Origin of the sequence: Stenotrophomonas sp. GD03654, from assembly GCF_029845105.1 — a bacterium.
Classification (GTDB): Bacteria; Pseudomonadota; Gammaproteobacteria; order Xanthomonadales; family Xanthomonadaceae; genus Stenotrophomonas; species Stenotrophomonas africana.
Map to the genome: position 1 here is coordinate 33062 of NZ_JAOCLC010000018.1, position 12053 is coordinate 45114.

11 protein-coding genes and 1 other RNA gene are annotated in these 12053 nt (G+C 67.2%); 2 read left to right on the plus strand and 10 right to left on the minus strand.

The features are described 5' to 3' along the window. Positions 1 to 30: 30 nt before the first annotated feature. From murG to mraZ, 9 genes are read right to left on the minus strand one after another with little or no spacing between them, the layout of a single operon-like run. Positions 31 to 1119, minus strand: coding sequence for an undecaprenyldiphospho-muramoylpentapeptide beta-N-acetylglucosaminyltransferase (gene murG, locus N5J73_RS09140; RefSeq protein WP_049448919.1), 1089 nt, complete (start codon positions 1117 to 1119; stop codon positions 31 to 33). Continuing rightward, positions 1116 to 2441, minus strand: coding sequence for a putative lipid II flippase FtsW (gene ftsW / locus N5J73_RS09145; protein WP_049448918.1), 1326 nt, complete (start codon positions 2439 to 2441; stop codon positions 1116 to 1118). The genes murG and ftsW overlap by 4 nt, the downstream gene beginning before the upstream one ends. 1 nt (position 2442) lies before the next feature. Further along, positions 2443 to 3528 carry a phospho-N-acetylmuramoyl-pentapeptide-transferase gene (gene mraY / locus N5J73_RS09150; RefSeq protein WP_010481929.1) on the minus strand — a complete coding sequence of 362 codons (1086 nt, stop codon included), beginning with the start codon at positions 3526 to 3528 and terminating at the stop codon, positions 2443 to 2445. Next, positions 3518 to 4912 carry a UDP-N-acetylmuramoyl-tripeptide--D-alanyl-D-alanine ligase gene (gene murF, locus N5J73_RS09155; RefSeq protein WP_049448916.1) on the minus strand — a complete coding sequence of 465 codons (1395 nt, stop codon included), beginning with the start codon at positions 4910 to 4912 and terminating at the stop codon, positions 3518 to 3520. The genes mraY and murF overlap by 11 nt, the downstream gene beginning before the upstream one ends. Then, on the minus strand, positions 4909 to 6417 hold the full coding sequence (locus tag N5J73_RS09160; RefSeq protein ID WP_049448914.1) for a UDP-N-acetylmuramoyl-L-alanyl-D-glutamate--2,6-diaminopimelate ligase: 1509 nt from the start codon (positions 6415 to 6417) through the stop codon (positions 4909 to 4911). The genes murF and N5J73_RS09160 overlap by 4 nt, the downstream gene beginning before the upstream one ends. Then, entirely contained in the window at positions 6414 to 8258 is a 1845-nt protein-coding gene (locus N5J73_RS09165; RefSeq protein ID WP_088480325.1) for a penicillin-binding protein 2, read from the minus strand. Before N5J73_RS09165 ends, N5J73_RS09160 begins: the two co-directional genes overlap by 4 nt. After that, positions 8255 to 8518, minus strand: coding sequence for a cell division protein FtsL (gene ftsL, locus N5J73_RS09170; protein WP_005408074.1), 264 nt, complete (start codon positions 8516 to 8518; stop codon positions 8255 to 8257). Before ftsL ends, N5J73_RS09165 begins: the two co-directional genes overlap by 4 nt. Further along, a complete protein-coding gene (gene rsmH / locus N5J73_RS09175; protein WP_049448910.1) occupies positions 8515 to 9483 on the minus strand; it encodes a 16S rRNA (cytosine(1402)-N(4))-methyltransferase RsmH in 969 nt (322 codons plus the stop codon). Before rsmH ends, ftsL begins: the two co-directional genes overlap by 4 nt. Positions 9484 to 9497: 14 nt before the next feature. Continuing rightward, the gene (mraZ, locus tag N5J73_RS09180; RefSeq protein WP_004143635.1) at positions 9498 to 9944 is read right to left on the minus strand and encodes a division/cell wall cluster transcriptional repressor MraZ; all 447 of its coding nucleotides are present in this window, start codon (positions 9942 to 9944) and stop codon (positions 9498 to 9500) included. 323 nt (positions 9945 to 10267) lie between these two features. Here mraZ and N5J73_RS09185 point away from each other — a divergent pair, with 323 nt between their 5' ends. Together N5J73_RS09185 and N5J73_RS09190 are read left to right on the plus strand one after the other, a co-directional pair. Next, complete coding sequence (locus N5J73_RS09185; protein WP_049448909.1) at positions 10268 to 11020, plus strand: NRDE family protein; 753 nt, start codon at positions 10268 to 10270, stop codon at positions 11018 to 11020. A 101-nt stretch (positions 11021 to 11121) separates the two neighbouring features. Further along, a complete protein-coding gene (locus N5J73_RS09190; protein ID WP_049448907.1) occupies positions 11122 to 11601 on the plus strand; it encodes a DM13 domain-containing protein in 480 nt (159 codons plus the stop codon). A gap of 89 nt (positions 11602 to 11690) precedes the next feature. Here the strand turns inward: N5J73_RS09190 and rnpB are convergent. Further along, an RNA gene (gene rnpB, locus N5J73_RS09195) (RNase P RNA component class A) lies at positions 11691 to 12042 on the minus strand. Positions 12043 to 12053 lie beyond the last annotated feature (11 nt).

Sequence of the window (12053 nt, forward strand, 5' to 3'; positions counted from 1 at the left end):
GCGCAGGGCAGGCGCGGTGGCATGCCTTCTTCATACAGCTTCCTCAAGAATGATATCGGCGATGCGCTCGGCGGCATCGACCTTGGCCAGGGCACGCGCGGCTTGCGCCATCTGCATGCGGCGGGCGGGATTTTCGGACAGATCGCGCAGCAGTGCGGCAATGCCGTCGGCCAGCGTTCCGTCCTGCTTCAGCAAAACCGCCGCGCCGCGCTCGACCAGGTACTCCGCATTGCGGGTCTGGTGATCGTCGACGGCGGCGGGGAATGGCACCAGCACGCTGCCGACACCGACCGCGCAAAGCTCGGCCAGCGTCGAAGCGCCTGCGCGGCACACCACCAGGTCGGCCCAGGCAAAGGCTTCGGCCATGTCGGCGATGAACGGCGTGATTTCAGCCTGCACGCCGGCCTTGGCATAGGCCTCGACCGCTTCGGCGTGCATCTTCTCGCCACTCTGGTGGCGCACCTGCACCGGAACCCCGGCACCGAGCGCGGCGATCGCCTGCGGCACGCCGGTGTTGAGCGCACGCGCGCCCTGGCTGCCACCGACCACCAGCACGCGCAGCGGACCCTGGCGGTCGGCGAAGCGCTGTTCCGGCGGTGCGATGGCGGCGATCTCCGCACGTACCGGGTTGCCAACAAACTCCTCGCCCTTGGCGAAGGTACCCGGGAAACCGGTCAGCAGCCGGCGCGCGTAGCGCGACAGGATGCGGTTGGTCATGCCGGGAGCGCGATTCTGTTCGTGCACCAGCAGCGGCAGGCCGTGCAGGCGCGTAGCCATGCCACCCGGGCCGGACGCGAAACCACCGAAGGCGACCACCGCACGCGGCTGGCGCTTGCGGATGATCATGCCGGCGGCGCGCAGCGCGCGCATCAACCGCCACGGCGCGCCGAGCAGGGCCAGCTTGCCCTTGCCGCGCAGGCCGGTGATTGCCAGCGTGTCGATCGGAATGTCGTGCTGCGGCACGAGGCGGGTTTCCATCGCACCGTCGGCACCCATCCAGGTGACCGGCACGCCGCGCTCGCGCAGCACGCGGGCCACGGCCAGGCCGGGGAAGATGTGCCCGCCGGTGCCACCGGCCAGGATCATCACTGGACGTGCAGTGTGGGTGGCCGTGTTCATGACAGCCTCCCGAAGGTCGGTTCGATGCGCGACTGCAGGCGGCTGGTGCCGCGTGCAGCATTCGGGGCAGCGGACGCGGATGCGACCGGCTCGGCGCTCATCGGTACGCTGGCGGCCACCGGCGCGGCCGGCTCGTCGCTCGGCTCGGCAGCAACGTCTTCGGCGCCACCGATGCGCACGGCCTGGCGGCGCTCGGCGCGCTTGAGTTCATAGGACACGCGCAGCAGGAGGCCCATCGCCACGCAGGTCATCAGCACCGACGAACCGCCGGAGGAGATCAGCGGCAGGGTCAGGCCCTTGGTCGGCAGGATTCCCAGGTTCACGCCGATCGAGACGAAGGTCTGCATGCTGATCCACAGGCCGATGCCGAAGGCGATGTAGCCGGAGAAGTGCCGCTTCATTTCCACGCAGCGCATGCCCAGCCAGAAGGTCCGGCCAACCAGCAGCGCGTACAGCGCCACGATCACGCAGGTGCCCAGGAAGCCGAATTCCTCGGCGGTAACCGAGAAGATGAAGTCGGTATGCGCTTCGGGCAGGTAGTACAGCTTCTGCACCGAGTTGCCCAGGCCAACGCCGGTCCATTCACCACGGCCCACGGCCATCAGCGCGTTCGACAGCTGGTAGCCGTCACCCTGCTGGTCGGCCCACGGGTCCAGGAAGGAAGTGATGCGGCGCATGCGGTATGGCTCGATGATCGCCAGCGCGCTCATGCCGACCAGGCCGATGATCACCGGCATCGACATGCGCGGCATGTTCACCCCGCCCAGCACCAGCATGCCGGCGGTGATCGCCAGCAGCAGGGTCGACGAACCGAAGTCCGGCTGCAGCAGCAACAGCACCACCAGGGCACCGGCCACGCCCAGCGGCTTGAGCATTGCCGGCCAGGTCGCATTGACCTCGTCGCGGAAACGCACCAGGTAGCTCGACAGCCAGACGATGTAGAGCACTTTCACCGCTTCGACCGTCTGGAACTTGGAGATGCCCAGGTTGATCCAGCGGCGTGCGCCGTTGACCGTGCTGCCCAGGCCCGGTGCGAACACCGCCAGCAGCAGCACGAAGCAGCCCAGCAGCAGCATCTGGTTGTACTGCTCGATGGACTTCAGCTCGGTGCGGGCGGCGATGACCGCCAGCACGATACCCACCGCCAGGAAGATCAGGTGGCGGTTGAGGTAGTAGAACGGGCTGCTCATCAAGGCGATCGAGCTGGACGCCACCATCACCACGCCCACACCGGTGAGCGCGATGATCGCGCCCAGCAGCCACTTGTCGTAGCTGCCTTCGATGGCTTCAAGGCGTGTTGCCTGGCGGGACAGGTCGTTCATCTCAGCGCACCTTCAACGTGGCCAGGCCGATCAGCACGAGCACGACGGAGATGATCCAGAAGCGCACGATGACGCGCGGCTCCGGCCAGCCCTTCAGTTCGAAATGGTGGTGGATCGGCGCCATGCGGAACACGCGCTTGCCGGTCAGCTTGAACGAAGCGACCTGGATCATCACCGACAGCGTTTCGATGACGAACACGCCGCCCATGATCACCAGCACCAGTTCCTGGCGGGTGATCACCGCGATCGTGCCCAGCACCGCGCCCAGCGCCAGCGCGCCGATGTCGCCCATGAACACCATGGCCGGATAGGTGTTGAACCACAGGAAGCCGAGGCCGGCGCCGGCGATGGCCGCGCAGATGATGACCAGCTCGCCGGCGCCCGGAATCTGCGGAATCTGCAGGTAGTTGGCGAATACCACGTTGCCCGAGGCATAGGCGAACACGCCCAGCGCACAGGCCACCAGCACGGTCGGCATGATCGCCAGGCCATCCAGGCCGTCGGTCAGGTTCACCGCGTTGGAGAAGCCGACGATCCAGAAGTAGGCGATGGCGACGAAGCCGATGCCCGCCAGCGGCAGCGCGATCGACTTGAACATCGGGATGTAGAAGGTCAGCGCTGCCGGCACGTCGGCCGTGTAGAACAGGAACAGGCCCGCGGCCAGGCCGAAGATCGACTGCAGCAGATACTTCCAGCGCGACTTCAGGCCGTTCGGGTCGCGGCGGACGATCTTGATCCAGTCGTCATACCAGCCGATGGCACCGAAGCACAGCATCACCGCCAGCACCAGCCACACGTAGCGGTTGCGCAGGTCGGCCCACATCAGCACCGACAGGGTGATGGTGAGCAGGATCAGCGAACCGCCCATGGTCGGCGTACCGGCCTTGGAGAAATGGGTCTGCGGACCGTCCTTGCGGATCGGCTGGCCGCCCTTGAACTGGGCGAGCTTGCGGATCATCGCCGGGCCGAGCCACAGCGACAGGAACAGGGCCGTCAACGCGGCAAGGATGGCGCGGAACGTCTGGTAGTTGAACAGCCCGAACAGGCTCTCCAACTGCTGCAACCATCGAGCCAGTTCATACAACATGCGGGGATTCCTCTCCTTGCGCCAGCAGCGCTTTGACGATCAGGTCCATGGCACTGCCACGGGAACCCTTGACCAGGCAGCGCACACCAGCGTGCAACTCGTCCTGCAGCGCCTGTGACAGCGCACCATGGGTAGCGAAATGGCGTCCACCTTCACCGAAGGCGGACGCAGCGGCGGCACTGAGCGGACCCAGCGCATAAAGCCGCTTCAGTCCGGCGGCGCGTGCACGGATACCGGCCTGCGCATGCAGTGCCTCGCCGTCCGGGCCCAATTCGCGCATGTCGCCCAGCACCAGCCAGCCCTCTTCCGGCGCGGCGGCCAGGGCGTCGATGGCCGCAGCCAGCGAACCCGGGTTGGCGTTGTAGCTGTCGTCCACCAGCACCGCGCCATTGCGCAGCTGATGGGCAATCTGGCGGCCCGGTACCGGCTGCGCTTCGGCCAGGCCGGCCGCAATCAGTGCCAGATCGACACCAGCCGCCAGCGCCAGGCTGGCAGCGGCCAGCGCGTTGCTGACGTTGTGGCGACCCGGCAGGCCCAGCACCACGCGGGCTTCGCCGCTCGGTGCGACCAGGGTGAACTGGCTGCCCTGCGCGCCGGCGCGGATGTCGCGCGCGGTGATGTCCGCAGTGTGCTCCAGGCCGTAGCGCAGTACGCGGCAGCGTGGCGGGGTGCCGACGAAGTGCTGTTCGAACCAGCGGCCGTAGGCATCGTCCACATTGATCACGGCCACGCCATCGGCCGGCAGCACGGCATAGATCGCGCCCTTGGTCACCGCCACGCCGAGCAGGCTGCCCATGCGTTCCAGGTGCGCCGGGGCGATGTTGTTGACCAGCGCATAGCGCGGGCGGGCGATGTCGGTCAGGTAGGCGATGTCGCCCGGCTTGCCCGCGCCCATCTCATAGACGGCGTAGTCGGCATCTTCCGGCGCATCGATCACCGCCAGCGGCAGGCCTATCTCGTTGTTGCGGTTGCCCGGGTTGGCGTAGACCACCTTGTGGGCGTGCCGGGCCACCTGCTGCAGGATCGACAGCAGCAGGCTCTTCACGCTGGTCTTGCCGTTGCTGCCGGTGATCGCGAACACCTCGGTGCCACGGTCGCGCTGCATGCCGGTGGCGATCTTCGCCAGTGCCAGTTCGCTGTCGGCCACCAGCACCTGCGGCAGTTCGATCGGCAGCAGGCGCTCGACCAGCAGCGCACTGGCACCGCGCGCCTGCGCGTCAGTCGCGAAGTCATGGCCGTCGAAACGCTCGCCGCGCAGCGCTACATACAGGCTGCCCGGGCCGAGGCTGCGGGTGTCATTGCTGACCGCATCGATGGCCACGTCGTCGCCGTGGATCTCGCCGCCGGCCCAGTGGGCGATCAGCGAAAGCAGGGTGCGCTTCATGCGGCGCCCTCCCCGGCCTGCGCGCTGAGCACACCGGCCTTGGCCGCCAGTGCAGCGGCGGCCACTTCGGTGTCGTCGAAGTCATGGCGCACGCCATTCACTTCCTGGTACGGCTCGTGGCCCTTGCCGGCGATCAGGATGATGTCGCCGGCACCGGCACGCTTCACCGCCAGGCCGATCGCACGCGCGCGGCTGCGCTGCACGGTCACGGCGGAGGCATCGGTGAAGCCGGCCAGGATGTCGGCCACGATCACGTCGCCATCTTCGCCACGCGGGTTGTCGTCGGTGACGATGACCTGGTTGGCCAGGCGCTCGGCAATGGCCGCCATCTGCGGGCGCTTGCCGGTATCGCGCTCGCCACCGCAACCGAACACGCAGAACAGCGCGCCGTGCAGATGGCCATGCAGGCTGTCCAGCGCCTGTTCCAGCGCGTCCGGGGTGTGTGCGTAATCGACCACCACCGTCGGCAGACCGTCTTCGCCACCCAGGCGGTTCATGCGGCCACGGATCGGCTGCAGTGCCGACAGTACTTCGGCGATGCGCGGCAGCGGCTGGCCCTGCGCGTGCAGGGTGCCGGCCACCGCCAGCAGGTTGTCCACGTTGAAGCGGCCCAGCAGCGGCGACTGTACCGCCGCGCGCTGGCCGTCGATGACCAGTTCGAAGGCAATGCCGCGGCCGTCCAGCTGCAGCGCTTCGGCGCGCACGCTGGCATCGGTGGCACCGCGCGAGCTCAGACCGATCGGCTGCACGCCCGCCGGCAGGCCGGCGAACAGCTGGCGACCGAACGCATCGTCAAGATTGATCACCGCCGCCTTCAGGCCCGGGCGATGGAACAGCCGCGCCTTGGCCGCGCCGTAGCTGGCCATGTCGCCGTGGTAGTCCAGATGGTCGCGGGTGAGGTTGGTGAACACCGCCACGTCGTAGTGCACGGCATCCACGCGACCCTGGTCCAGCGCGTGCGAGCTGACTTCCATCGCCACCGCGCGCGCACCGGCGTCGCGCAGCTGCGCCAGCAACGCATGCATCTGCAGCACCAGCGGCGTGGTGAAGCCGGTCGGTTCAACCGAACCATAAAGTCCGGCGCCCAGCGTGCCGATACTGCCACTGGGCGTTCCGAGCAGATGCCAGGCCTGGGCCAGCAGCTGCACGGTGGAGGTCTTGCCGTTGGTGCCGGTCACGCCCACCATCGCCATCGCCCGCGACGGTGCGCCATGGAACTGGTCGGCCATCGCGCCCATGCGCGCGCGCAGGCCCGGCACGGCGATCGCATCGGCCGGGGCCGGTAGTTCGGCAGGCGCGGGCGGTTCGAACAGGATGGCGACAGCGCCCGCCGCGCGGGCCTGCTCGACAAAGCCCAGGCCATGCGCGCCGAACCCGGCGATGGCGACGAAGGCATTGCCGGGGCGCACGGCGCGGCTGTCCAGCACCAGGCCGGTCAGAACGGGATCATGGCCCGCCAGGGCCACGTCCGGAAGCAACTGCGAAAGCAACATCGAAGGACTCATTGCGTGCCTCCCGTAGCGGGCGGCGTCTGGGCATGCGCGCTGGGCAGCGCAGCATCGAATTCAGCAGCGGCATCCACCGGCAGCGCGGCTTCGGCCGGCGGCGCAGGCAGGATCGAGGCCGAATGACCGACCTTGCCGGACTGCTGTGCAGCCAGCCACGACTGCAGGTCGTCCAATGGGACGTCCATCAGGCGCAGGGTGCCTTCCATCACGTTGTGGTAGACCGGCGCCGACACCAGGCCGCCGTAGAACTTGCCAGCCTGCGGGTCGTTGATGACGATGACAGTGGCGAAGCGCGGATTGGTGGCCGGCACCACGCCGGCGAACAGCGCGTTGTAATGACCCCGCTCGTACCCCCCCGGACCGGTCTTGCGCGCGGTACCGGTCTTGCCGGCCACGCGGTAGCCCAGCACCGCCGCCTGCTTGGCGCCGCCCTGGGTGACCACCGTTTCCATCATCGCCACCACCTGCCTGGCGACGCTCTCATCGATGATCTGATGCGCTTCGTTGCGCTGGCCTTTGACGAAGGTCGGCGCGATCAGCTTGCCACCATTGGCCAGTGCCGAATAAGCGGTCGCGATCTGCAGCGGCGTCACGTTCAGGCCGTAGCCGTAGGACATCGTGGTCTTGGTGGCACCGTCCCAGTTGGCCGGGCGCCGCACCACGCCACCGGATTCACCCGGGAAGCCGCTGTGCGGCACCGAGCCGTAGCCGAAGCGGCGCACGCCGTCATAGAACACCTGGTCCGGCATCTTCGCCGCAACCTTGGCCGCGCCGATGTTGGAACTGCGGGTGATCACACCGGTCACGTTCAACACGCCGTTGTTGCGCGGCACGTCGCGGATGGTGAAGCGGGCCACCTGCATGTAGCCCGGATTGGTGTCGATGACGGTGTCCTTGGTCACCGCACCGGCCTGCAGCGCGGTAGCGATGGTCAACGGCTTCATCGTCGAACCCGGCTCGACCAGGTCGGTCACTGCACGGTTGCGGCGCGCGTCGGGCAACGCGCCGGTCAGCGAATTCGGGTTGTAGGTCGGCAGGTTGACCATGGCCAGGATCTCGCCGGTGGTCACATCCATGATCACCATTGAACCGCCAGCCGCCTTGTTGGCCACCAGCGCGTTGCGCAGTTCCTTGAACGCCAGGTACTGGATGCGGCGGTCGATGCTGAGGGTCAGGTCCTTGCCCGGTTCGGCGGCGCGCAGCAGATCGCTTTCGACGGTCTCGCCCTTGCGGTTGCGGATCACCCGCTTGGCGCCGGCCTTGCCGCGCAGCCATTCGTCGAACGCCAGCTCCAGGCCTTCCTGGCCGCGGTCGTCGATGTTGGTGAAGCCCAGCACGTGCGCCATCGCCTCACCCTGCGGGTAGAAGCGGCGGAACTCGCGCTGCGCGGCCACGCCCGGAATCTTCAGCGCGACCACCTTCTCTGCCTCGTCCGGATTGATCCGGCGACGCAGGTACATGAATTCCTTGTCCGACTTCTGCGACAGGCGGCTGCTCAGCTCGTCCACCGACATGCCGACCGCCTGGGCCAGCTCCGGGATGCGCTCGGGCGAACGCAGCAGGTCCTGCGGGTTGACCCAGATCGAGGCGACCGGCGTGGACACCGCCAGCGGCTCGCCGTTGCGGTCGGTGATCATGCCGCGCGAGGTCTTGATCGGCAGCTCGCGCAGGTAGCGGGCCTCGCCCTGGCGCTGGTAGAAATCGCTGTTGATGATCTGCACGTAGGCCGCACGGCCCACCAGCGACACCGAGCACAGGCCAAGCGCCAGGGCAACCCAGCGCAGGCGCTGGCGCAGGTTGAAGGCGTTGCGCGGGCGGTTGCGGCCGGTCTTGCTCATGGCCGCACCACCACGATGTCCCCGGCTTCGGGGAACTTCATGCCGAGCTTTTCGCGGGCGATGCGATCCACCCGGTTGGCTTCGGCCAGCGTGGCCTGCTCCAGCTGCAGGCGGCCGAATTCGAGGTTGATGTCATCGCGCTTGCGTTCGGCGCGCGACAGCTCGATGAACGTCTGCCGGTGACGGTGACGCACGAACACGACGCCGATCGCCGAGGCCACGGTCGAGGCCAACAGGATGATCAGCAGCAACCGGCTCATGCGTCGGCCTCCCGCTTCTGCGCCACGCGCAGCACGGCGCTGCGCGCACGCGGGTTGGCGGCCAGTTCCTCGTCGGTAGCCTTGATGGCGCCACCGATCAGGTCCAGTGTCGGCACGAACGCCACCGCCTCGGGCAGGCGGCGGTTGGCCGGCGGCGCCTTGGCCAGGCGGTTCATGTACTGCTTGACGATGCGGTCTTCCAGCGAATGGAAGCTGATCACCGCCAGCCGGCCACCGGGCTTGAGCCGTTCCACGGCCGCATCGAGCCCGGCTTCGAGATCGGCCAGCTCGCGGTTGATGTGGATGCGGATGGCCTGGAAGCTGCGTGTGGCCGGGTGGATCTTGTCTTTCCCACGCGGCATCACCGAGGCGATCAGCTCGGCCAGTTCGGCGGTGCGGGAGAAGGGCTGCTTCTCACGGCGGGCCACGATGGCACGGGCGATGCGGCGGCTCTGGCGCTCTTCGCCGTAGGTCCACAGCACGTCGGCAATTTCGCGGTCTTCCACGCGGTTGATCCACTGCGCGGCGCTTTCACCGCTGTCCGGATCCATGCGCATGTCCAGCGGGCCATCCTTGCCGAAGCTGAAGCCACGTTCGGCCACGTCCAGCTGCGGCGACGACACGCCCAGGTCGAACAGCACGCCGTCCAGGCCTTCGGCCGTCGCATCCCACTGCAGCAGCTGGGCGAAGCTGCCACGGAAGATGGACACGCGCGGGTCCGGCGCAAAATCGCGCTCGGCTACGGCGATGGCTTCCGGATCCTTGTCCATGACCAGCAGGCGCCCCTCGGGACCGAGCTGGGTGAGCACGCCACGTGCATGACCGCCACGACCGAACGTGCCATCCAGATAACGTCCGTTTTCGATCACCCTCAGGCCTTCAAGGACCTGGGTGTACAGGACCGGCAGGTGCACCGCCGGCGACTGCGACACCGGAAGGTGACCGGTCTGCGCTTCTGGGCGCATCCGGGCACCCCGGCTCACAACTTCAGGTCGAGCAACCCATCACCCAGATCCTCGTCAGACAACGTCTGCTGGATCAGGGCCCGATGCGCCTGCTCGCTCCACAATTCGAACTTGTCGCCCATACCGAGCAATACCGCCTTCTTCTCAATGCCCACCGCACCGCGGTGGCTGGCGGGGATGCTGATGCGACCGTTGCCGTCCAGCTCCAGATGGGCGGCCGAGCCGACCAGCTTCTGCTGCAACAGGCGCACGACGCGCTGGGTGTTGGGCTTGGACATGACGTCGTCGCGGACCCGCTCCCATTCCGACTCTGCATACAGCCACAGGCAGCCGGCTTCGAACGGGTTGTAGGTCAGCACGAGACGGTTGTTGCTGGCGCGCGCGACGAGGTCGCGGTAAGCGGTGGGAACCGCCATGCGCCCTTTATCGTCAACTGTGATGGCCGTCTCGCCCTGGAACACGACGCGTGCACCTATCCTTCGCCCGGTGAAACATTGAACCACGAAAACCCACAAAACACCCGGATTTCCCTCTGATGCCCACCTTAGCAGCGGCCGAAGGGTTGTCAACAACTTTTCAGCGGGGAAATCGCCAGCCACATCAATGGCTTGCAACAACCTTTAGAGAATTGTTCAAGGCTTATCCACAAGTTGCTGATCCGTCTCAATTTTTGAGATTGAACGGAAGTTCAGGGCTGTGGACAGCGCGTGAAACATCGGCCGCGCATTCATCCAACACGGGCCGGAAGCGGCGCCAGACTGCGCAAACCGTGCACAATGAGGCCATGTGCCTGCTCGCTCTTGGCTGGATGCACCACCCGCGCTGGCGGCTGGTGATGACCGGCAACCGTGATGAGTTCCACGCCCGCCCGACGGCGGCGCTGGCCCCCTGGCAAGATGAGACCTCCGTCATCGGGGGCCGCGACCTGCGCTCCGGCGGCGGCTGGGCCGGCGTGGGCGCCTCGGGCCGGATGGCGGTGGTCACCAATGTCCGCGATCCGCTGGCCGCCCAGACCGGTCCTTCCCGGGGCGCACTGGTGGCCGACTTCCTGCGCGGCCGCGACCCGGCCGCCGTGCATATCGACCGACTGGCAACGGTGGCCGGCGCCTACGCACCGTTCAACCTGTTGCTGGCCGACGGCCACAGCCTGGAGTTCCTTGGCAACCACCCTGCCGAGCGGCAGAGCCTGGGCCCGGGCGTGCATGGCATGTCCAACGGTGCGCTGGACGCGCCGTGGCCGAAGACCCGTCGGCTGATGGATGCGCTGTCGGCGTGGTTGCAGGCCGGCAATGAGGACCTGACCCCACTCTGGGCCGCCCTGGCCGACGAACATCGCCCTGCCGACAGCGACCTGCCCGACACCGGCATCGGCCTGGAGCGCGAGCGCTGGCTGAGCCCGGCCTTCATCCGCGGCGACGACTACGGCACCCGCGCCAGCACCGTGCTGCTGATCGACGCCGACGGCCACGGCGAGATCCACGAGCGCCGCTTTGGCCCGCAGGGCGTCGCCCTGGGCCAGAGCCAGGTCGATTTCTGACCCTGTACCTGTTTTCTGTGTCTATAAATGTCTGCACGCACGCCACACGATGATCTGGCGCGGTCCTGCCGCGCGCCTCACCGATCCACAGGGAGTCATCGATGCGCCGTGTTCTCGTACTTGTCGCCACCCACCTGCTCACTCTCGGCCTCGGCTTCGGCCTGGGCGTGTACTTCCTGCCGATCCTGATCGCCCCTGATGATCCGCCGGCGGCGCAGGTGCAGGCCGCCATGAACGACGCCACTCATCACACCACGTTCCGCCGTGACCTCAAGGGCAGCGACGCGGTGCACTGGGCCGAAGGCAAGGTCAGCGTCAGCGCGCGCCAGGTGGCCTTCGACGGCAAGATGGGACCGGGACCGGACTACAAGGTCTACCTGGTCCGCGATTTCGTCGACAACAAGGCCGACTTCCTGAAGATCAAGGCACAGGCCCGGCGCATCGGCGAGGTGAAGACCTTCAACCGCTTCCTGGTCGATGTGCCCGATGACGTCAACGTGGACGACTACACCACCGTGGTGGTGTGGTGCGAACGTTTCTCGCAGTTCATTTCGGCCGGGCAGTACCGTACGCCGGGTTGAACAACATGCCGAGCATCTGAACGGAGAGCAGCCGAGCATGGCTCGGCTCTACAGTAGAGCCGAGCCATGCTCGGCTTACCGTAAGAAAGAGGCGGAGCCGGCCGATAAGCCGGGTTCTGTCGTGGACAGTCATTCCTCTAGGCGTTACGTCACCGCAACGCTCAAGCAACCTACCCGGATCCAACGCGGGCCGCGCCAAAGGATCCCTATTTGGTCTTGCTCCAGGTGGGGTTTGCCGTGCCGGTCTGTTGCCAGACTCGCGGTGCGCTCTTACCGCACCATTTCACCCTTACCGGCCTTCCGAAGAAGACGTAGGCGGTATCTTTCTGTTGCACTTTCCGTCGGCTTGCGCCGCCCAGGCGTTACCTGGCACCTTGCCCTATGGAGCCCGGACTTTCCTCGGCACCCCCGAAGGGATGACGCGACTGTCTGGCCGGCTCCGCCAGCGCACA

Coding starts and splice junctions, on each gene's coding strand:
- N5J73_RS09185 (WP_049448909.1), top strand. CDS start 10,268: ATGTGCCTGCTCGCTCTTGGCTGGATGCACCACCCGCGCTGGCGGCTG.
- N5J73_RS09160 (WP_049448914.1), bottom strand. CDS start 6,417: ATGAGTCCTTCGATGTTGCTTTCGCAGTTGCTTCCGGACGTGGCCCTG.
- mraY (WP_010481929.1), bottom strand. CDS start 3,528: ATGTTGTATGAACTGGCTCGATGGTTGCAGCAGTTGGAGAGCCTGTTC.
- N5J73_RS09165 (WP_088480325.1), bottom strand. CDS start 8,258: ATGAGCAAGACCGGCCGCAACCGCCCGCGCAACGCCTTCAACCTGCGC.
- N5J73_RS09190 (WP_049448907.1), top strand. CDS start 11,122: ATGCGCCGTGTTCTCGTACTTGTCGCCACCCACCTGCTCACTCTCGGC.
- ftsL (WP_005408074.1), bottom strand. CDS start 8,518: ATGAGCCGGTTGCTGCTGATCATCCTGTTGGCCTCGACCGTGGCCTCG.
- rsmH (WP_049448910.1), bottom strand. CDS start 9,483: ATGCGCCCAGAAGCGCAGACCGGTCACCTTCCGGTGTCGCAGTCGCCG.
- ftsW (WP_049448918.1), bottom strand. CDS start 2,441: ATGAACGACCTGTCCCGCCAGGCAACACGCCTTGAAGCCATCGAAGGC.
- murG (WP_049448919.1), bottom strand. CDS start 1,119: ATGAACACGGCCACCCACACTGCACGTCCAGTGATGATCCTGGCCGGT.
- murF (WP_049448916.1), bottom strand. CDS start 4,912: ATGAAGCGCACCCTGCTTTCGCTGATCGCCCACTGGGCCGGCGGCGAG.